Here is a 21,926-nt window from a genome sequence, read left to right as displayed (position 1 = left end):
CACGTGATGGCGAAGCATTTTTCGCACTTGAAAAAATGCTTCGCCTCTACAACACCGCGCCGAGATGCCACGGCACGAATTCGTTTTCGGGTAAGCCGTGTTGCTCGCCGCGCGTCCGTTGTCCCGACGCCGTCGCGATCACGTACTCGAACAATTGATCCGCCGCGCGTTCCATCGGCGTATCGTTCAGCACGACGCTCGCGTCGAAATCCATGTCGTCGCGCATACGCGCGTACAGCGCGGCGTTGCTCGCGACCTTGACGCACGGCGCGACGTTGCTTTGAAAGATCGAACCGCGCCCGGTCGTGAACACGATCAAGTTGCATCCGCCGGCGAGTTGCCCCGTCACGGACACGGGATCGTACCCCGGCGTATCCATAAACACCAAGCCGCGTTGCGTCACGCGTTCGCCGTACTCGTACACCGCGGTCAACGGCGAACTGCCGCCCTTGGCTGCCGCGCCCAAGGATTTTTCGAATATCGTCGTCAGTCCGCCGGCTTTGTTGCCGGGACCAGGATTATTGTCCACGCTAAATCCCAGCAATTTCGCTTGCGTGTTCCACCAATCGAATCGCGCGATCAACTGCGCGCCGACCTGGGAACTGACGACTCGGCGCAACAACAAATCTTCCGCGCCGAAAATTTCCGGTGTTTCGGACAAGACCGCCGTGCCGCCTTGCGCGACAATTCGATCCGCGACCAAACCGACAAGCGGATTCGCGGTGATGCCCGACCAACCATCGCTGCCGCCGCATTGGAGCGCGAGCGTTAATTCTGAAATCGGTTGTGGTGTGCGCGCGACCGCGTTGACCTGGGGCAACAATCGCTCGACTATCGCGATGCCTGCCGCGACGGTTTTGTGATAACCGCCCTCGACTTGAATGTTGATGTGCGTGCGCGCGGGCGACGCGATGCGTTGACAACACGCGTCCGCTTGATTGATCTCGCAGCCCAGACCGACGAGCACGTACGCGCCGATGTTTGGATTGATCGCGACGTTCGCGAGCGCGCGTTGCAGCACATCGTACGCCGAGTCGCCGAGCGGAATGCCGCAGCCAGTTTGGTGCGTGATCGGAATCACGCCATCCACATTCGGAAATGCGGACAGTCGTTCGCGCGTGAACGCGCGCGCGATATTCGTCGTGACGTGCGCGGAACAATTCACGCTTGAAATCACCGCGATGTAATTACGCGTGCCGACGCGTCCATCCGCGCGCGCATAACCGAGAAATGTTTGCGGCGCGCTTTGCAGCGGTCGCGCCGCGACGACCTGGTACGAATATGCCTTGCTGATTTCGCCGACCTGCAAGTTGTGCGAATGCACCCACGCCCCCGGCGCGATGGGCTGGCTCGCGATGCCAATCGAATGACCGTAACGCGACACCGCTTCGCCGAGCGCAATCGCGCGCAACGCGAATTTGTGTCCCGCCGGAATTTTTTCGCTCAGGGTCAGCGCGCGATTGTCCGGCATCGTCAGTATCGTTTGCGGCGCGATGTCCTGCTTGGCAATCGCGACGTTATCGCGCGCGTGCAGTTGAATCGCGAGTCGTTGAAAAGATTCTGGCATTTTATAGACACCCCAATCAAAGGTTGGATAATGAGCCACAGATGAACACAGATAAACGCGGATAAGAACAATCTGTGTGCATCTGTGTTTATCTGTGGTTTGTTTGGATGACCTTGTTAAAAAGACGGAAGACCGATGACGGTCCTCCGTCTGAATTTTATTTTCCGCGCACGTCCGCGCCGAGTTCGCGTTTGAGCCGCGCGATGATTTTCTCGCGCACCTTGCTCGCGTCCGCATCGGACAGCGTGCGGTCCATCGCTTGGAACGTGAGCGCGTAGGCGAGCGATTTTTTTCCGGCGGGAATCTGGTCGCCGCGATACACGTCGAACAACGCGACGCGTTGCAACAGTGCGCCGCCAGTCTGCGCGATCAATCCTTGGACACGATCCGCCGGGACGCTCTCGTCCACGACGAGCGCAAGGTCTTGCGCGATGGCGGGATAGCGCGACAGCGCGGCAACGCGATAATCCGAGGTCACGCGTGCGAGCAACGCGTCGAGATCGAATTCACCGACGAGGACGGGTTGATTCGGCAGATCGAGTCGCTCCGCGTCGCGCACGAACGGATTCAGTTCGCCGATCACGCCAATTACTTGATCGCCGAACGCGAGTTGCGCGGTACGTCCGAGATGAAACGCCGCGTGTGTCACTGGTGTGAACGTCGCGCCGGCGAGATGCAAATCGGCGAGCAGTGCTTCGACGACGCCTTTGAGGTCGAAGAAATCCATTGGCGACGTGTCCGCGCTCTGCCACGAAATGTCATCGCGCGGACCAGTCATCACGATGCCGAGCCGGCGGCGTTCGAACGGCAGGCGAATGCCCTGGTCTTCCGGTAATTCGGTCGCGCGTTCGCGCGGCAGCAGCGCATCGTCCGCGCCGCGATGCCAAAACACTGGACCGACTTCGAACAAGGCGACACGCGCGCGATAACGCAAATTCGCGGCGGTCAACGCCAAGAGATTAGCGACCAGAGTTTGACGGAGCGCCGTGCAGTCGGGATTGATCGCGTTTTCGATGCGAACGTACTCGCGCGGCGACGCGAGGAACGCTGCTTCGCGTTCCGGCGTCGTCATGCGATACGTGATCACATCCTGCAAGCCCGCGTCAATCAAAATATCGCGCACGCGTTCTTCTTGTTCGAGATCCACGTTCGCGGCTTGCGGCGGCAGTTCGTCGTCCATCCGCGAAATCGGCAGATTGTCGTAACCGTACATCCGCGCGATTTCTTCGATGAGGTCGTCGGTGCCGTCTACGTCGAGGCGGTGATCCGGTACTGTGACGCGGAGACTGTTAACTGTTGACTGTTGACTGGCGACTTGAAATTCCAGACTCTCCAAGTATTTCACGATCTGTTCTGCCGGAATCGCGACGCCCAACTGCCGTTTCACTTCGGCGACCGGTAATTCGATGACAATGTCCGCCGGTTTGCCAGGGTACTCGTCAATGATGCCTTGTGCGATTGCGCCGTCGCCTAGTTCGCGCATCAACTCAATCGCGCGCAACAATCCGGTTTTCGCTTGCGCGGGATGCACGCCGCGACTGAAACGATACCCGGCTTCGGACGACAAGCGTTGCGACGCCATCGTCCGGCGAATGTTGATAAACTCCCACGCCGCGGCTTCGAGCAAAACATTTTTGGTGTGCGCGTCCACTTCGGATTCCGCGCCGCCCATGATGCCGCCAATCGAAAGCGAACCGCGCGTATCGCACACGAGAATCGTGAACGGATCGAGTTTGCGTTTCACGCCGTCGAGTGTTTCGAGTTCTTCATCCTGGGTTGCGAGTCGCGTAATAATCGTAGGGGCGATGCCTTGTGCTCGCGCAACAAGTTTATCGTAATCGAACGCGTGAAGCGGTTGACCGGTTTCGAGCATCACGTAATTCGTCACGTCCACGATGTTGCTGATCGGGCGCATCCCTGCCATCAACAATCGGCGTTGCATCCAAAATGGCGAGGGTTTGATCGCGGTGTTTTTCAACAGCGCGAGCGTGAATCGCGGATTGAGCGACGGCTCGTTGATGACGATGCGGACTTGATCCGCAATCGGTGTGCCGGTCGCGACGACGTTTTGCGGAATCGGACGCAGAGGTTGATTGGTGAGTGCGGCAACTTCGCGCGCGATGCCGATGACGGACGCGCAGCGCGCCATGTTTGGATTGATCTTGATGTCGAACACCACGTCGCCGAGATAATCCACGAGCGGCGTGCCGACCGGCGCATCGTCCGGCAACAGAATGATGCCCTCGTGTTCTTCGCTCATGCCCAGTTCTTTTTCCGAGCAGACCATCGAGCCGGATTCGATGCCGCGAATTTTCGATTTCTTCAGCGTCATCAACTTCCAGCCCTCGGCGTGCCCATCGAACAGGCGCGTGCCTTCGAGCGCGAGTGCGACCTTGTAGCCGCGCTTGCCGACCTCGATGTTCGGCGCGCCAGTCACCATCTTGATCGGCTCTGCCGCGCCGTAAGCGACGTTCACGAGCGTCAGGCGGTCTGCGTTTGGGTGTTGCTCGACGGACAAAATCTCGCCGACGAAAATTTTCTCGCGATCCCAGGCGAGCGCGGGACGGTCGCTGATCACCGTATTCGCCGGCGCGGGCACGCCGATGTACTCGATCTGCTCGACTTCCAAATTTGCAAAGGTCAGTTTCTCCGCGAGTGCTTCCGGCGAAATGGTGATGTCAACGTAATCGCGTATCCAAGAAAGTGGTAGTTTCATCGTGGCTCCATTTTCGATTTTCGATTGGCAAATCGCAAATCGAAAATCAAAAATCGAAAATTTTAGAACTGCTCCAAGAATCGCAGATCATTGCCCCAAAAGTACCGAATGTCCTCGATGCCGTGCTTTAACATTGCGATGCGTTCGGTGCCCATGCCGAAAGCGAAGCCGCTCCACTCGGCGGGATCGTAACCGCCGTTGCGAAGGACGGTCGGATGCACCATGCCCGAACCCAGGATTTCAAGAAAGCCGGTGTGTTTGCAGATCGCGCAACCTTTGCCGTCACAAATGACACACTGCACGTCCATCTGCGCGCTCGGCTCGGTGAACGGAAAGTGATCGCCGTAGAATCGCACTGGGCGGTCGCCGTACATGCGCCGCGCGAATTCGGTGAGCGTGCCTTTGAGATCCGCGAACGTGATGTTGCGTCCGACCGCGAGTCCTTCGAGTTGGTTGAATTGAATATCATACCGCACGCTTGCCTGCTCGTATCGAAAACACATGCCCGGCAGAATGACACGAATCGGCTGCGTGCCACGCGAAGCGTGTCCTAACTGGCGCATCGCGCGGATTTGACCGGGTGAGGTGTGCGGGCGAAGCAAAACGCGATGATCGGTGTCGGCGATGTAGAACGTGCTCCAATTGTCGCGTGCTGGGTGATGCGGCGGAATATTGAGATACTGAAAGTTCACTTCGTCCGATTCGACTTCGCGCGACAAGAACACCTGGAAACCCATGTCGCCCCAGATGCGATACAGTTCGCGCAGATTCGCGGTTGCGGGGTGCAATCGTCCGCGCTTGACCGGGCGACCGGGCAAGGTCACGTCGAGCGGCGCGGCTTCGAGCGACTCGGAGAGTCCGCGTTGTTTCATCGCGCCGACCTTCGCTTCGAATGCCGATTCGAGCGCGGTCTTGACTTCGTTCGCGAGTTTCCCGGCGGCGGGGCGTTCCTCTTTGGCGAGCGCGCCCAGTTTCGTCATCGCGCTTGCGAGCGCGCCATTGCGTCCAATAAACTTGACGCGCCATGCTTCGAGCGCGGCATCGTCCCAAATCGGGGACAGTTGCGCGAGTGCGTCATCGCGGAGTTTATTTAGTTCGTCGAGCATTGCAACCTCCAGTTCTTATGATAGGTAAATGGTAATTGGTAATTCTTGACACCAACGCCGTGCGATTTATCGCACGTCTAGCGAAGGTCAAGCCCGATTCATCGGGCTGATGAAAACACGCAATCGGCGTCAGCCGATTTTCCGCTTGGTTAGACGCCGATTGCTAATCGGCGGCGATTCGTGCCACCAACGCGTCTTCGCCGTTTTCCTGTCTTCGATAAAACCACATTGTGCCCGCATTCACTTCGCCGCGCAGGTACGCGATGGGTGGCTCGCGCATCGTGCGCCATAGCAAGGTTGTTTCAAGCAGACGAAGCGCCTCACTCACCGGCACAAAGCGCGCTTGCAAAATAAATCTGTCCGGGTCGTTCACGCGAATTTCGCCATCCCAGCCCGCGATTTCGAACACGAACACGGTAATCACGTCGTCGAGATTTTGCCAGGGATTCGCGTTGTTGTGCTGGGCGAGGTACGCCAATCGCGTGATGCCGCGCATCGCCAACCCGGTTTCCTCGCGAATCTCGCGCGCGAGCGCCTCGGTCAGCAATTCGCCCGGCTCGACGCGACCACCGGGCAACGCCCACGCCGACGCGGGATCATCGCGACCTTGTTGTTCGACAAGCAAAATTTCATCGCCGCGTCGAATGATGCCCGCGACGATTTGGTTGAGTTTATTTCCTTCGGTCATCGGTGTAATGAATACTGAATACTGTTCACTGTTTACCGCTCACTGCCCACTGTACTTTCGCAACTGCGGTGCGAGCCACGCCGTCACACCCACCGCGATGACAGTCGCGACGCCGCCGCTGACGACCGCGAACGGCGCACCGAATGCCGCGGCGACGAGTCCCGCTTCGAGGTTGCCGAGTTGCGGTCCGCCCATAAAGAAAATCATGTTGACCGATGTCATCCGCCCGCGCAAATGATCTGGCGTCGCGAGTTGGCGAATCGTGTTGCGAATGATCGTGCTGACTGTGTCGGACGCGCCGACGAGCGCGAGAAAAAAGAACGAGAGCGCAAACAATTGCGATACGCCGTAAAACGCAGTCGCGAGTCCGTACGACGCCACTGCCGCCAACAAGATCGCGCCCTGACGTTTGATATTGCCCGCGCGCGCCACCAAAATGCCGGCAATCACCGCGCCAACCGCTTCCGCGCCGTACAAAACGCCCAGCCCTTCGGGACCGACTTTCAAAATGTCCTGCGCGAAAATCGGCAAGAGCGCGGACGCGGACGAAAAGAACGTCGCGATAAAATCGAGCAACATCGTCGCGCGGATAATCTTGGCGTTGAACACATAGCGGATGCCTTCGGTGAGCGAATCGAGATTCACCTTGGCGACACCCAGGTTTTTTTGCGTCGGCGTCTTCATCGCGACGAGCGCGATAATCACCGCGAGAAACGATAGCGCGTTGATCCAATATACCGCACCGACGCCTAGCCCGGCAATCACAAACCCGGCGAGCATGGGTCCAGTGATCGAAGCGACCTGCATGTTGATATTGTTCAACGACAACGCGTTCGTCAAATGTTCCTTTTTCACGAGGTTCGGTGCGAGCGCCTGACGCGCCGGGCTGTCGAACGCGGTTGTCGCCGCAGTTGTCGCCGCCATCGCGTAGATGACGTACGCCGAGATCAGGTCCAGGTTCGTCGTGAGACCCAGGATCGCGGCAAAGATCATCATCAAAGTTTGCGTGATGATCATCAAACGACGCCGGTCATGCGCGTCCGCGACGACGCCGCCGAACAGCGAGAAAATTACGATGGGCACCACGCGCATCAACCCGGTCAAACCCAGCATCACCGGCGAGTGCGTCAGGTTGTAAATGTGCCAGTTGATCGCGACCATCTGCATTTGGTTGCCGATGGACGAAATGACTTGTCCCGTCCAGAGTAAACGAAAATCGCGATAGAGTTTGAGCGCGATGAGAGATGATTCTTTCGGCGCACTCAATTCCTCCGGCGGCAGAAACGCGCCGTCGCTCGCGCGCCGCGCCGGGCGCACCGCGACAATCGCGTCGCGATTCAGCGCGCCGTAAATGTGCGGGTAGATGCGCGGCTCGGCGTCGTACCGCATCGGCGCGCGCACGCGTGACTGGTCAATGTAAAGATACACATGCGGCGCGGGATTATCGCGATAGTAACGATTCGCCGTGCGCGCCATTTCGTCCGCGCCGTCGGTACAATGGATGAATCCTTCGCGCGCGAACGGTTCCGGGGTGTAATCGGCGCGCGGGTCGAGCGAATCCCAGTACGCGAGCGGGACAAGATGAAACGTGATGTTTACTTTCTCGGAAACCATTCCTGTCCACTTTGCTGAATAAATTGGACGATAATGTCCGAGGTTGGCAAGGGATGACCCAGGGAACTGAGCAGGATCGAAAGCTCGCCGCGATGTTGCGCCGAGTGCATGAACGCTTGCACGAGCATTTGCCAAATCGGAAATCGGAACGAACGATCCATGATTTGCGTGTCCATCACGCGTTGCGCCTGTGCATCGTCCAGGTTTGCGATAAATGCTCGCATCTCTGCGCTTACCGCGTTGGCGAATGTCTTGAGTGATTCCATGGTCGCGATGGCTTGCTGATCAATTTTGATATGTTTGCCCTGGCAGCGCGCGAGAAAATACGCTTCGCCTGCAACGAGGTGCTGGATCAAGCGAAACACAGAATCGCGGCTCGGGCTTGTCGCCGCGCGCAAATCAGATTCACTCAACTGGGAAGCAGTGTTGAGCAATTCCAAATTGGCATTTGCACAGTGCTCCGCCAGCGCGCTCAAGATTGGTTTCACGCCTGCCTCCGATTCAATAAAAAACTCCCGCCCCCAAAGGGACGAGAGCGTTTACGTCTCGCGGTACCACCCTGGTTAGTTCAATAGTGCGGTAGTGGGTTAGTGCGATAGTAGGATTGCAAATCTACCATCTCACTATTGCACTATCTCACTATAGCACTCACTCTTGCCGACCAACATCGGCTTTCTCGGTAACGCGAGATACGCGGCGCGCACTAGTTTCAAATTTCGATTTCGCGTGCGCGGCTCGGGAGGGAATTTCGCCGTCGTGATCCGAAAAGACTTGCACCGAGTGTCTTTCTCTCTGGCGGATGTGAAACGGGTACTTGTCTCCGTCGTTGCCTGTGATGGCGATTATCGCCGGAACGACGATTTTGTCAATTCGTTTTCTTGACCGTCTTTTCTTTTTCTTCGTCGAGCAAACGCGCCAAGTCTGCGTGCGTCATCTCCGGACCGGGTTCGCGCAGTGAACGATCCGTGAACACGCGAACGCTTTGTCCGTCTTTTTTTCGTACGCTGACGATGGCGATTTCATCGGCGGGAATGTTCAGCACGCGCGCGAGTACGCCGAGCAGTGTGCGTTTCGATTCAGTCTCGCGGTGCGATTGCAGAACGGTGAGCCGTTCGCGATAGACGCGCGAGGCGTCGCCGGCGATGGCGATATCTTGATCTATCTTTTGCAATTCATCGCGAATCGCATCCAGACCTAACGAGTAGGTTTTTTGAATCTCGCGAATGAAACCCAAGCGTTCGATCAGACTCGCATCGTAATAGCCGCGTGTGCCGCGACCGCTCTCGACCGGACCGCGCAATGGTCGCGAGACCAAGCCGCGTTTTTGCCAAAAGCGCAGAGTGCTATAGTCAATGTCAATCCCGATCGCGTTTGCCATGCGCAGTAATTCGTGCGTTGGAATCAAGCCCTGGCTGGGCGCGGCTGGTTCGCGGATCGGCTTGGTGTCGCGCGCCGGGAGCGCTTCGGGCGCGGAGGGCGCGGCAGTGGGCGGGTCGGAATCGGGTTGCGGGAACGTAAATTTGGGGCGCGCGATCAGCGGACTGGGTGAGAGAAGCGTTCCGCCGCAGTGACTGCAGTACAGACTTTCGGAGGGATTGGTTGCGCCGCAATGCCGACAAGGCGAGAAGGTCTGTGCGGCGAGACGCGTGCCGCACGCGCGACAGTAATGACTGTCATCAGCATTCAACGTTCCACATTGAGCACAGTTTAGCATAAAACCAAATGGCTCCCTTGTCTTGCTAACACGTCGCTGTGCTAGCATACGAATGAGTGCGAGATGAATTAGACTGTACTATTGGGCGCAATCATACTAGTATCGGACAGATTTGTCAATGTGTGTTGAACTAGGAGAGCGTCTCATTTAAGGTGTGTTATCGCACAACACCTTCGCCAAACGCGGATTCTGTTTGGCAATTTTGGAAAATTGCCCCACGATTTTGCATTCAGTTTTTGATTGGCGAAGGTATTGATCGCAAAAAGAAAGTCCGGCGAGGGATTGCGTCAAAGTTTTGGGTGGTGAAAAAACCTTGCGAAGGTTGAACGGCAATCATATTTGATTTGTCGTCAAAACCTTCGCCAGGTTGAGTGTTCCAAAATTTTGACGGACACCCGTACGGCGACAGCGTTTTGACGCACATTCAAATTGGATTATAATGCCCGCAATGTTTACCCGTCCGAACCAGACGAGTGGCGCGCGGCAAGAGGTGCGTCACTCGTTGTTTGTCCTGCGCCGCGCGCTGTTGGGATTGATCGTCGCGTTGATCGCGACTTCATGCGAAGCGTTACCGAATGTGCTCCCGACCGAGATTACTCCAACCGCCACGCGTCCCGCGCCGACCGCGACGAGTGGCGTGCCAACGGTCATTGCGTTTCCAACGGTGATGCCCTCGCCGACTGCCGCGCCTGTTACACCGGACGCGCAAGTGTCCGCGCATATCGCGACGACCGCGCCCGTCGTCCAATTGGTTTCGCCGCAGAACAACACCCAGGTCAGTGTCAACCAGGTGATCAACGTCGTCGTGTACGCGGCAGACGATCAAGGTGTGGCGCGCCTCGAGCTTTATGTGGATGGCGCACTTGTGCGTTCCGAAACGCCAACCGTCAAACTGCCGGTGTTTTCCGTGATCGTACCGTGGACGCCGACGCAAACCGGCGCGTACGTGTTGCGCGCGCTCGCGTACGACGCGACGAATCGCGTGAGCAGTGCAGATGAAGCCACCGTCAACGTCGTCGCCGATGCGCGCAAGCCGAGCGCGGTGATCGTATTTCCGGTCGGTACGCCCCAGGTCGAACTGGGCGAGATCGTTTCCATTTACGCCGCCGCAGCGGATGAAGCGGGGGTGACGCAACTTGATCTGTGGGTGGACAATCAAATTTACACGTACGTCGTGCCGACGAACGCGGCGCCGCCCCAATTCTCCACCGTATTCGCGTGGAACGCGCTCGTGCCCGGCACGCACACCTTGTTCATCCGCGCGCGCGACGCGCAAGAACAAACGACCGATTCCGCGCCGCTCAAAATTTTTGTCGCGAACACTCACACACCCGCGCTCCACGTTTCGTTCGAGCGCACGAACGCGCCGGTCGGCGAGCCGATCACCGTGACGATCACCGCGCTGGATGCGAGCGGCATCCAGCGCGTCGAATTGCTCAACGGCAAAGAGGTGGTCGCCGCGAGTCCGAGCGGGAATCCGGCAAAGCAAACTACATTGACAACCCAGGTTGTGTGGCAGAACGCGAATCCCGGCGATTATTCACTCAGCGCGCGCGCGATCAACGCGGGCAACGTAGCGAAAGAATCGCCCGCGCAAATCGTCAGCATTTTGCGAACCGGGCAAGCGACGCCTTTGCCCGCGTCAACCGCGACGCCCACGCGCACGCGCACGCCGCGCCCGACTGCGACCGCGCGTCCGCAGCCGCCGCCCGCACCGAGCGCGGAACTGATTCAACCGAAAGACAACTTTAACGCGCCGATGCCGTTGCGCGTGACCTTTGCCGGCAATGGCAATGCGGAACTTGACCGGATTGAATTGTGGGGGTATGCTCTGGGTCAGCCGAATCCGCAAGTGATTTGTACGCTCGACGCGCACGCGACGACGAACAAGACCGCGCAGTGCGATTGGTCGCCGCCGAGCGCGGGGACGTGGACGTTGTTCGCGCAAGCCGTGGACATGTATCGGCAGACCGGCAAATCGGCGACGGTTTCCGGTTACATAAGTGCGCCCGCGTTGCCGCTCCCGTCGCCCACGCCGATCACGTTTTCCGGACGGTGGAATGCATCCGCGGCGACCGGTCAGTACAGCGCGATGTTGCGCCAGAGCGGGACTGCGATTCGCGGTGAATTCAGACTCGTTTTGCCCGGCGCGCCGGATACGGATGGACGTATCACATCCGGCGCGCTCAAAGCGGATCGCGTTACGTTCCACGTAGATTTTACTCCAGCGGCAACCGTCGCGCCGAGTACGCCGATAACTGGGACGACGACGATCACCACGACAACGCCGGTGATTTCCGGAATTGATTTCGATTGTGGCGCGGATACGAATGCCACGACCTTGACTTGTACGTTCAAAGACTCGCGCGGACGAACTGGGAATGTAACTTTCCGGCGCGAGTAAGGCAACGGAATACACATTACGCAATACGCAGTACCTGCCCGTATTCCGTATTCTGTATTCTGTATTGCGTATTGCGTAGATGACTCATGGCGCAAACATTTTTAATGACGATAGACAGTGACGTGAACCGTCTCGGCGAGGTTGCCGAATTTGTCGAACGCGCGGCGCGCGCGTGCGGCTTGAACGACGATCAACTGTACGATGTTCAGATGGCGATTGACGAAGCGGTGACGAATGTCATCGAGCACGCGTATCGCGCCAAGCCCGATGGCGAAATCCACATCGAGTGCGCGAAACGCGGCGGCGATTTCGTCGTTACGATTCGCGATCACGGCGAGAGGTTCGATCCGAAGCAGGTCGCGCAACCCAAAACGCGCGCAGGGCTGTCGGAGCGCAACATCGGCGGGCTGGGTTTGTTTTTTATGAAGAAACTGATGAACAAGGTCGAGTTTCAGTTTTCTGAAGAGCAAGGGAACACGCTGACGATGGTCAAGAAAATTAAAAAGTGAACTGCAAAACGTGGTGCGTGGTATGACTCAAGAAATCATCGTGCTGACTCCAGCGGGGCGGCTCGACGCGGCGGGGGCGCGTCCGTTAGAGCACGAAATCAAACAGCATATCGCCGCCGGACATGCGTGCTTCATCGTGGACCTCAAAGAGACGCGCTATATCAGTTCGAACGGGTTGCGCGTTCTGCTTGCCGCGCTTAAAGAATCGCGCAAGCATGGCGGCGCGCTCAAGTTGTGTTGCCTCACGCCGCGCCTCATCGAAATTTTCGAGATGGCGGGCTTTGACCGCGTGTTTGAAATATACGAAAATAGCAGCCGCGCGACAAAATCGTTTACAGATTAACGCGTCCAATTGATGAACCACAAAATCGCTCCGTAAAAATTTGCGACGAGAAATAATCTGTCATTGGAGATTGCCTTATGCCTGAATCCGAATCCAAACCCGTAGATTTTATCCGCGCGATTGTCGCGGAAGAACTCGCGAACGGCAAGTGGGGCGGCAAAGTGGTGACGCGCTTTCCACCCGAACCGAACGGCTATTTGCACATCGGTCACGCCAAGGCGCTTTGTCTTGACTTTGGCGTTCCCCAGGATTTCGGCGGACACTGCAACTTGCGCTTCGACGATACGAACCCGACGAAGGAAGAGACCGAGTACGTGGACGCGATCATGGAAGACATTCGCTGGCTTGGCTTTACCTGGGGCGATCATCCGTACTATGCGTCCGACTATTTCGAGCAACTATACCAGTGGGCGGTGCAACTCATCCAAGCGGGCAAGGCATACGTGGACGATCTCAGCGCGGACGAAATTCGCGAGTATCGCGGCACGCTGACGGAACCGGGGAAGGAGAGTCCGTACCGCAATCGCTCCGTCGTGGAGAATCTCGATCTGTTCGCGCGGATGCGCGCGGGCGAATTTCCGGACGGCTCGCGCGTATTGCGCGCGAAAATTGACATGGCGTCTGGCAACCTGAACCTGCGCGACCCCGTGATGTACCGCATTCGCCAAGCCGAGCACCATCGTACCGGCAATGCGTGGTGCATCTATCCGATGTACGATTGGGCGCACGGTCAATCCGATTCTATCGAAGGCGTGACGCACTCACTCTGCTCGATGGAGTACGAAGACCATCGCCCGCTGTACGATTGGTTCCTCGACACGCTCGGCATTTACCACCCGCGCCAAATCGAATTCGCGCGCTTAAACATGACCTACACCGTGATGAGCAAGCGCAAACTGCTGCAACTCGTGAACGAAGGACTCGTCGCCGGCTGGGATGATCCGCGTATGCCGACCCTGTGCGGTTTGCGTCGTCGCGGTTTCACGCCCGAATCCATCCGCGAGTTTGCCAATCGCATCGGCGTGGCGAAGAATCAGAATCTCATCGAAGTCGAATTGCTCGAGCACTGCGTCCGCGAGGACTTGAACAAGCGCGCCGCGCGCATGATGGCGGTTTTGCATCCGCTCAAAGTTGTCATCGAAAATTACCCGGCAGGTCAGGTCGAAGAGTTGGACGCGGTGAACAATCCCGAAGACGCGACGATGGGCACGCGCAAGGTCCCGTTCGCGCGCGAACTCTGGATTGACCAGGATGATTTTCGTGAAGACCCGCCGAAAAAATATTTTCGACTTGCGCCCGGCGCTGAAGTGCGTTTGCGCTACGCGTACATCGTCAAGTGTACGAGCGTCGTCCACAACGAACGCGGCGAGGTCGTCGAGGTGCGCTGCACGTACGATCCGGCGACGCGCGGCGGTTCGACGGATCGCAAAGTCAAAGGCACGATCCATTGGGTTTCGGCGCAACACGCGGTACCGGCAGAGGTGCGTTTGTACGAAAACTTGTTCTTGTCGCCCAAACCGGACGAAGCCGAAGATTGGAAAGCGCAGATCAATCCCAACTCGCTCGAAACGTTGACGAACTGCTACATCGAACCGGCGCTCGCGCAAGCGCATGTCGGCGAGCATATCCAGTTTGAACGCGTGGGCTATTTCTGCGTTGATCCGGATTCTAAACCCGGTCGTCCGGTTTTCAATCGCACTGTCACCTTGCGCGATACGTGGGCGAAAATCGAGAAAGCCGGATAGGGCTGGCGGAAATGTAGATGTAGGACACGGACGTATCGTCTCAAACCGATCGTCCGTTTTTTTTGTCCAATGGCGAATGTATTTTTCCAGCTAGGTACCTTCTCTTTAACATGAACGGTAATGACGAAGTTGTTGCTCTGCAATGAAAGTAGGGATGATGAATCAAATTACTGCCGATCTGGGCACCAATCGTACTATTCTCACGTCACGGCATACCTTCGCGGTCTACAAAGACCGTCTTAATCTACTCAGTCAGATTGATGTCCTCGAATCCCTCGTCATTCCAACCCTGCGCGCACAATCACACAATCCAATGTCTCATCAATCTTTGCAAGAAGCCGAGACACGCTTGGCAGAGTTAAAAAACCGGCTGAACGTGTTAGAGATTGATTGACCGCGCATGGTTGACGTTCAAGCGCACTGTTTTCAAAGCAGTGCGCTTTTTTATTTGAATTGAAAACGGCATGCCGAATTGCGCTTTAGGTTTTCTGTGCTATAATCGGCGCTCGTGACAGCAAGACGGGAAACACTCGCTCAAATAGTTCTAGCGGTTGGCGCGGGTCTGGTGCTCGGTTGCATTTTCGGCGCGGTCGCGATTGCCGGATTGTTCGTCCAATCCGGCACACTTGCCGCGATGCTCGCCACCGCAACGCCCACACCGACCGCGACGTTGCCGCGCCCGCAACCGACGATCACGTTGCGCCCAACCTCGACGCGCGTGCCGACGCCGGAACCGGCAACACCTGCGCCAACTCCGTCGCCCGATAACACACCCGCGCCAACCGTCGCGCGCACGCCGATCACGATTCGTTCCGGACGCATCGTCACGAACACGCATTTGTACGTCACGCGCCCGGTCGCGCCGAACGCGATGGCAACTGTGCCGGCGCTGACGTATCTGTACGGCACAACTTCACGCGGGGACTATGACGTGCATCACGGCGAAGAATTTGTGAATCCGACCGGCACGCCGCTGTTCGCGGTCGCCGATGGCGCTGTCGTCGTCGCAGGCGATGATACGAGCGCGCGCTTGTGCGGCGACGATAACAAAAAGACGTGCGGGCGCGATATCAACTTTTACGGCAAACTCGTCGTGATTCAACTCGCGCGGCAATACAAAGATCAGCGCGTCTTTGCGTTGTACGGACACATGAATCGCATCGCGGTCAACGTCGGCGATCAAGTCAAGCAAGGCGATCCGCTCGGCGAAATCGGCATGACCGGCATCGCGGTGGGACCGCACGTGCATTTCGAGATTCGCGTCGGCGTGAACGATTACGCGCACACGCGCAATCCGATTTTGTGGACCACGCCGCTGACCGGGCGCGGCGCTCTCGTCGGACGCTTCGCGGAAAAAGGCGTACTGACGCGCGGCGCGATCATTCAATTATGGCGCGCCGATCCGGAACAATTCATCTACTCGATTGAATCGTACAGCCGCGACGAATTTCCGCCGGTCAACTCGGACGATGAACTCGGCGAGAATTTCGCGTTTCCCGATCTCGCCGCCGGCGATTACGTCGTGCGCGTCAGCGGACAACAGTACGCCGCGCGTGTCACCGTCGAAGCCGGCAAGTTGACGTTTGTTGAATTAGGACAGTAATTTTTATTTCACCACAGAGGTCACAGAGCACACAGAGATTTTATTTTTTATCTCTGTGCTCTCCGTGCGCTCTGTGGTAGAGAGATTGGTCGTATGTCAGACGTTCGCGTTCGCTATGCACCCAGCCCGACCGGCGCGCCCCACGTGGGCAACATTCGCACCGCGTTGTTTTCGTATTTGTGGGCGCAACACACCGGCGGCAAATTCATTCTCCGCATCGAAGACACCGACCAGGCACGCGAAGTCGAAAATGGCTTGTCACTGATTCTCGATTCGTTGCGCTACCTCGGCATCGCGTGGGACGAGGGTCCGGATGTCGGCGGCGCGTACGGACCGTACGAACAATCGAAACGCTTGCCGATTTATCGCGAACACGCGGACTGGCTTGTCGCGCAAGGCGCGGCGTATCGTTGCTACTGTTCGTCCGAACGCTTGGAGCAAATGCGCGCCGAGCAACACGCGAAAGGTCTGCCGACGCGGTACGATGGCAAGTGTCGCTTTCTTTCGCCAGAGGAACGCGTGGCGCGCGACCGCGCCGGCGATCCGTACGTCATTCGGCTCGCCGTACCGCAAGAAGGCAAAACGACTCTGCCCGATTTCATTCACGGCGATTTGACGATTGCGAACAAGGACGTGGACGACCAGGTGTTATTAAAGTCGGACGGATTCCCGACGTACCACCTCGCCGTCGTCGTGGACGATCACCTGATGAAGATTTCGCACGTGATGCGCGGCGACGATTGGATTCCTTCGTTCCCGAAACACGTTTTGTTGTATCAGGCGTTTGGCTGGGAAATTCCGCCGCACGGTCACGTGCCGCTCGTCCTGGGTCCGGATAAAAAGAAACTGGGCAAGCGCCACGGCTCGACGAGTGTTGTGCAATTTCGCGATGAAGGGTACTTACCGGAGGCGATGTTCAATTTTCTCGCGCGCCTGGGTTGGTCGTACGACGACAAGAGCGAAGTGTTCTCGCGCGCGCAATTGATCGAACTCTTTACGCTCGACAAGATCGAGCACGCGCCGGCGATCTTCGATTACGGCAAACTCGATTGGCTGAACGGCTATTACATCCGCGAATTGCCGGACGATGAACTCGCCGCGCGGTTGCAACCGTTTATCCCCCGCGCCGATCTCGCGACCTTGCGCGCGCTTGCGCCGCTGGTGAAACCGCGCATCAAAAAACTGAACGAGATCGCCGCGATGGTGGATTTCTTGTTCGAAGAGGATGTGGAGTACGATCCGCAACTACTCGTCGGCAAAGCCGACGCCGCCTCCGCGCTTGCCGCGTTGCGCGCCGCCGAAGCGACGCTCGGCAAGTACGCCGCGTTCGACGACGAAGAAAAAGTCGAAGCCGAATTACGCGCAGACGCGGAAAAACTGGGACAAAAGAACGCGCAATTTTTCGGTACGCTCCGCGTCGCGGTCACCGGCAAAACGGTCACACCGCCGTTGATGGGCGTGATGAAAATGATGGGACGCGCGAAAACTCTGCGGCGCATCGCGCGGTCGATCATGTTGTTGGAGGGATTAGTTCGATAGCGGCATGGCAACGCATTAAACGCCTTTAATCTGGGCTTAATTTGAATCTCATCGTGGCTTGTTAGCGTTAGTTGCCGTAATTTACATTGAGCGCGGTCACGAATTCCGCTTTTGAATTGTCGCCCTGAGCGAAGCGAAGGGTATCGCGATTCGCTAGTTGCGAGATGCTTCGCCGTGAAAAACGCTCCTCAGCATGACACGAAAAGTTTCTTTTCCGGATACACGCCACCCACGGGGTGAAAGCATAAATCAGAAATCGAAGATCGAATATTCCACCAGGGAGTTTGTCTATGCCAAATGACAATGTGATGATTAGTGTCGAGAACTTGAGCAAAACGTATGGCACGTACACGGCATTGCGCGACGTGACGTTCAACGTGCAGAAAGGCGAGGTGCTCGGTTTTCTCGGACCGAACGGCGCGGGCAAGACGACGACGATGCGGATCGTCACCGGCTATATGCCGGCATCGGCGGGCGTCGCGCACGTCGCCGGGTTTGACGTGTTCGAGCAATCTATCGAAGCGCGCAAGCGCATCGGCTATTTGCCGGAAAGTGTGCCGCTCTACACCGAAATGACGGTGTGGGATTATCTCGATTTCACGGCGCGCTTGCGGAGCGTCAAAGATCGTGATGCCGCAATCGAGCGCGCGATGGAATTGACGAACATTGACGACCGCGCGAATCAATTGATCGGCAAGTTGTCGAAAGGGTACCGTCAACGCGTCGGCATCGCGCAAGCTATCGTCCACAATCCCGATGTGCTGATCCTCGATGAGCCGACCATCGGGTTGGATCCGCGCCAGATCATCGAGATTCGCAATTTGATCAAATCGCTCGCGGGCGAACACACCGTCGTGCTCAGTACGCACATTCTGCCCGAAGTGAGCCAGACCTGCTCGCGCGTGCTCATCATCGCCGAAGGTAAAATCGTCGCGGAGGACACGCCCGAACGATTGACCGCGCGCGTGCGCGGCGCGGAACATGTGCACTTGCAAGTCGCCAAGCCCACGCCCGACATCGCAACCGAACTCGAAAAAATCCTGGGTGTATTGAGCGTCCAAGCCAAAGACCCCGCCACCGGCGAGTACGAAATCGAAACCAACCTGGGCACCGATCGGCGCGCCGACATCGCCGCGATGGCGGTGCAGCGCGGTTGGGGTGTCCTCGAACTGCGTCCCGTCAGTATGTCACTCGAAGAAGTGTTCTTGAAACTGACGACCGAAGAGACCGCAGAACCGGTGGAGCAATAAGGAGCCACGATGAGTAACGTTTGGACGATCACTGTTCGCGAACTTAAATCATTTTTCGTTTCGCCGATCGCGTACTTGACGAGCGCGTTCTTTCTGCTGGTCACCGGCGCGTTGTTCGCCGCGATCCTCACGTCGAGCGCGGATGCGAGTCTGCGTCCGTTGTTTGGCAACATCACGTTCATCGTGTTGTTGATCGCGCCGGCGCTGACGATGAAAGTGCTGGCGGACGAACGCCGCATGGGCACGATTGAACTCTTGTTCACCGCGCCGGTGCACGATTGGCAAATCGTCGTCGGCAAATACCTGGGCGCGTTGATTTTGTACCTCACCATGTTTGTGGGACCCACGCTGTACTATTTTTTGATTCTGCGCGTCTTTGGGCAACCCGAAATCGGACCGACGCTGACCGGCTATCTGGGCGTGTTCTTGCTCGGCGCGAGTTTTCTCGCCGTTGGCGTGTTCACCTCCTCGTTGACGCAAAATCAGATTATCGCGTGGTTGGGCGGTTTCGCCATTCTGATTTTGCTGTGGATTGCGGACGCGCTGGCAAGTTGGGCGGGGTATGGTCCAGTGCGTGATGCGTTCTCGTATATGGCGATCACGCGGCACTATGAAAACTTTTTGCGCGGCGTCGTCGAGTTAGCGGATGTGCTTTATCCGTTAAGCATCGTCGCCGTATTCCTATTCTTGACGACGCAATTGTTGCAATCCCGGAGGTGGCGCTAATGCGAGAACGATTAAATGCGTGGGCGATCTATTTCGCCGGTGTCGCCATCGCTTTGTGGGTGGCGGCGGCAATCTTGTACCTGATCGGTAATCAACCGAACGAACGTTTGATCGCGCTCGGCGTGATCGGCGCGGTGCTCTTTGGGCTGTACGTGTACGCGCGGCCCACCGAAGTGCGCGACGCGCTGACGGGGCGGACGGTGCGTTATGGCGCCAACACGCTCATCGCGATTATCGCGTTTGTCGGCATCGTCGGATTGCTCAACTATTTGGGCAACCGTTACAACGTGCGCTGGGACGTGACGGCGAATCAAGCGTATACCTTGTCGCCGCTGACCGCGAATATCGTCCAGGGTTTGAAAGACCCGGTGACGGCAGTGGCGTTCTATTCTCCCGAAGCGCCGAACCGGCGCGAAGCGGAAGATCGTTTGCGCGATTACACGCAGCTGGGTCCCAAGTTCACGTACAAGTTTATTGATCCGTACGCCGACCCGGCAATGGCGAAGGACTTTAAGGTTCCGCAGGATGGCGTGATCGTGCTGGAACGCGGCACGCGGCGCGAGAATGTGTTCGGCACGGACGAATCGAGTTTGACGAACGCACTGCTCAAAGTGTCTCAAGAAACTCAATCCGTGATTTATTTTGTGACCGGGCACGGCGAGCACACTCTGACGGACACGAACCAGAATGGTTACGCGCGTATCGGCGCGGTGCTCGAAGCGTTCAACTACAAAACGGCGACGATCAATCTGAAAACCGTCACCGATACCTTGCCCTCCGATTTGTCCGCGCTGGTCATCGCCGGTCCTGTTCAGCCGTACGATCCGGCAGAAGTCAAACGCGTGCAGGATTACATCACCGCCGGCGGGCGCGTGTACTTGATGTTCGATCCGCAACTGGAAGCCGGTTTCGGCGATGTGATCAAGAACCTGGGTCTGGTGTTACGGAACGATATGGTGATTGATCCCAAGCTGGGCTTTTTCGGGCGCGCGCAGATTCCGGTCGTCAATGATTTCCAGCCGCATACGATCACCAAAGACCTCGTCGGCATTGATGTGGTTCTCCCCGGCGCGCGCTCGGTCAACGCCGAAAGCGCCGCCGCGCCGAATCGCACCACCACTGCGCTCTTTGCGACGAGCGAACTGAGCTGGGGGGAAACCGATTTCGAGGCGCTCAAGAATCAAAAGGTGCAACTCGATGTTGGCGCGGACACGCGCGGTCCGTTGAATATCGCGTACGCGGTCGAGATTGCCGGCGAGAAAGCGGCGCGCGTCGTGGTGATGGGCAACTCGACGTTCGTCGCGAACGGCAACCTGGACGCACTGTTCCGCGCGAACAGCGCGGACGCGGGCAACCTCATTCTGTTCCGCAACGTGATCAACTGGTTGACCGGTCAGGAAAACTTGATCGCGATTCAGCCCAAAACCCCAACGCAAGCCAAGCCGATCATCCTCACCGCCGAACAGGACGCGTTTGTGAAATTGTCGAGCGTGGCGCTCTTGCCGATGGTGATCGTGTTGATCGGCGTGTTGGTCTGGATAAGGAGACGTTAAGTGAAGTCGCGCAGTACTCTGATTATGGTCGCGGTCTTTGCGCTGTTAGCCGGCTACGTCTACTTTTTCGAAATCAACAAGACGACCGAACAGATCAATCAAGCGATGGGCACGCCGACTGCCGCGACCCAGCCGTATGTGTTGCAACTCAAAGCGGCAGACGTGAAAACGCTCCAGGTGCGCGATCTGCGCGCCGCGCGCGAAGTGACGGTCTCGCGCACGGACAAGGGTTGGCGCATCATGCCGCTCGACCAGGATGCCGACGCGCCCAAGATTGATCAAGCCATCGGCTATGTCGCGACGCTGCAGGCAACGCGCGTGTTGGCGAACGTCAGCGACCTCAAAGCGTATGGCTTGAGCGCCGCCGCGCTCGAGATTCGCGTGGTGACGAACGATGGCACGGCGTATGCGATCACCGTTGGCGACAAAACGCCGGACGATTCGAACTACTATGTGATCTACACCGGCGCGACCGACAAGGTGTTTATCGTTGGCACATGGATCATTGACGGCGCCAAGGTGTTGTTGGACGCGCCGCCGCTCATCACACCGACGGCGACACCGCCTCCAGCCGAGACACCTACGCCCGCGGCGATCGGCACACCCAAGCCATGAACCAAGACCCGCAGGGTTTACGAAACCCTGCGGGTCTTTTTTGTCACGGCTTTTCTAAAGTCGCTTGACTCACTTGCCAACCTAACCCCCAACCCCTTCCCTATAAGGGTAGGGGGCAGGGGGATGGGTCTGCAAATGACTTTTGAAAAACCGTGTCTTTTTTGTAAAGCAATTTGACTTGAGGCATATCTTGTGCTATAGTTGCGCCACATTTTTCAGGAAGGGGCGAGACTA

18 protein-coding genes and 1 other annotated feature are annotated in these 21,926 nt (G+C 57.5%); of the genes, 11 read left to right on the top strand and 7 right to left on the bottom strand.

All coding sequences use genetic code 11. From position 1 onward, the window contains the following. Positions 1 to 46: 46 nt before the first annotated feature. From HY868_18125 to HY868_18095, 7 genes are all read right to left on the bottom strand, one after another. Entirely contained in the window at positions 47 to 1,567 is a 1,521-nt protein-coding gene (locus HY868_18125; GenBank protein ID MBI5304059.1) for an altronate dehydratase, read from the bottom strand. Positions 1,568 to 1,724: 157 nt separating this feature from the next. After that, a complete protein-coding gene (locus HY868_18120) occupies positions 1,725 to 4,283 on the bottom strand; it encodes a phenylalanine--tRNA ligase subunit beta (protein MBI5304058.1) in 2,559 nt (852 codons plus the stop codon). Positions 4,284 to 4,345: 62 nt separating this feature from the next. Next, complete coding sequence (pheS, locus tag HY868_18115) at positions 4,346 to 5,389, bottom strand: phenylalanine--tRNA ligase subunit alpha (protein ID MBI5304057.1); 1,044 nt, start codon at positions 5,387 to 5,389, stop codon at positions 4,346 to 4,348. 163 nt (positions 5,390 to 5,552) lie between these two features. Further along, positions 5,553 to 6,077: an NUDIX hydrolase gene (locus HY868_18110; GenBank protein MBI5304056.1), complete on the bottom strand. Its 525-nt coding sequence runs from the start codon at positions 6,075 to 6,077 to the stop codon at positions 5,553 to 5,555. Positions 6,078 to 6,116: 39 nt separating this feature from the next. Beyond that, entirely contained in the window at positions 6,117 to 7,691 is a 1,575-nt protein-coding gene (locus HY868_18105; GenBank protein MBI5304055.1) for an MFS transporter, read from the bottom strand. Next, on the bottom strand, positions 7,673 to 8,179 hold the full coding sequence (locus HY868_18100; GenBank protein ID MBI5304054.1) for a DinB family protein: 507 nt from the start codon (positions 8,177 to 8,179) through the stop codon (positions 7,673 to 7,675). The genes HY868_18105 and HY868_18100 overlap by 19 nt, the downstream gene beginning before the upstream one ends. Before the next feature lie 34 nt (positions 8,180 to 8,213). Next, positions 8,214 to 8,527: a binding site (T-box leader), on the bottom strand. Positions 8,528 to 8,556: 29 nt separating this feature from the next. Next, entirely contained in the window at positions 8,557 to 9,378 is an 822-nt protein-coding gene (locus HY868_18095) for a MerR family transcriptional regulator (protein ID MBI5304053.1), read from the bottom strand. Between the two features lie 466 nt (positions 9,379 to 9,844). Between HY868_18095 and HY868_18090 the strand changes: the two genes are divergently transcribed. The 11 genes from HY868_18090 to HY868_18040 all read left to right on the top strand — a co-directional run bounded on the left by HY868_18090 (position 9,845) and on the right by HY868_18040 (position 21,692). After that, complete coding sequence (locus HY868_18090; protein ID MBI5304052.1) at positions 9,845 to 11,809, top strand: Ig-like domain-containing protein; 1,965 nt, start codon at positions 9,845 to 9,847, stop codon at positions 11,807 to 11,809. 86 nt (positions 11,810 to 11,895) lie between these two features. Further along, positions 11,896 to 12,318, top strand: a complete 423-nt coding sequence (locus tag HY868_18085; protein ID MBI5304051.1) for an ATP-binding protein — start codon at positions 11,896 to 11,898, stop codon at positions 12,316 to 12,318. A gap of 22 nt (positions 12,319 to 12,340) precedes the next feature. Continuing rightward, a complete protein-coding gene (locus HY868_18080; protein ID MBI5304050.1) occupies positions 12,341 to 12,661 on the top strand; it encodes an STAS domain-containing protein in 321 nt (106 codons plus the stop codon). Between the two features lie 77 nt (positions 12,662 to 12,738). Beyond that, positions 12,739 to 14,406: a glutamine--tRNA ligase/YqeY domain fusion protein gene (locus HY868_18075; GenBank protein MBI5304049.1), complete on the top strand. Its 1,668-nt coding sequence runs from the start codon at positions 12,739 to 12,741 to the stop codon at positions 14,404 to 14,406. A gap of 157 nt (positions 14,407 to 14,563) precedes the next feature. Further along, on the top strand, positions 14,564 to 14,800 hold the full coding sequence (locus HY868_18070; GenBank protein ID MBI5304048.1) for a hypothetical protein: 237 nt from the start codon (positions 14,564 to 14,566) through the stop codon (positions 14,798 to 14,800). Between the two features lie 114 nt (positions 14,801 to 14,914). Further along, entirely contained in the window at positions 14,915 to 16,009 is a 1,095-nt protein-coding gene (locus HY868_18065; protein MBI5304047.1) for a M23 family metallopeptidase, read from the top strand. A 93-nt stretch (positions 16,010 to 16,102) separates the two neighbouring features. After that, entirely contained in the window at positions 16,103 to 17,548 is a 1,446-nt protein-coding gene (locus HY868_18060; GenBank protein ID MBI5304046.1) for a glutamate--tRNA ligase, read from the top strand. 308 nt (positions 17,549 to 17,856) lie between these two features. Further along, positions 17,857 to 18,798, top strand: coding sequence for an ABC transporter ATP-binding protein (locus tag HY868_18055; GenBank protein ID MBI5304045.1), 942 nt, complete (start codon positions 17,857 to 17,859; stop codon positions 18,796 to 18,798). Positions 18,799 to 18,807: 9 nt separating this feature from the next. Beyond that, complete coding sequence (locus HY868_18050; GenBank protein MBI5304044.1) at positions 18,808 to 19,524, top strand: ABC transporter permease subunit; 717 nt, start codon at positions 18,808 to 18,810, stop codon at positions 19,522 to 19,524. Next, on the top strand, positions 19,524 to 21,077 hold the full coding sequence (locus HY868_18045; protein ID MBI5304043.1) for a GldG family protein: 1,554 nt from the start codon (positions 19,524 to 19,526) through the stop codon (positions 21,075 to 21,077). The genes HY868_18050 and HY868_18045 overlap by 1 nt, the downstream gene beginning before the upstream one ends. Then, a complete protein-coding gene (locus tag HY868_18040) occupies positions 21,078 to 21,692 on the top strand; it encodes a DUF4340 domain-containing protein (GenBank protein MBI5304042.1) in 615 nt (204 codons plus the stop codon). Positions 21,693 to 21,926 lie beyond the last annotated feature (234 nt).

Source organism: Chloroflexota bacterium (assembly GCA_016219275.1).
In the GTDB taxonomy this organism is placed as follows: Bacteria; Chloroflexota; Anaerolineae; order UBA4142; family UBA4142; genus JACRBM01.
The sequence above is the reverse complement of the archived record's forward strand: the minus strand, read 5'-3'. Positions and strand labels throughout refer to the sequence as shown.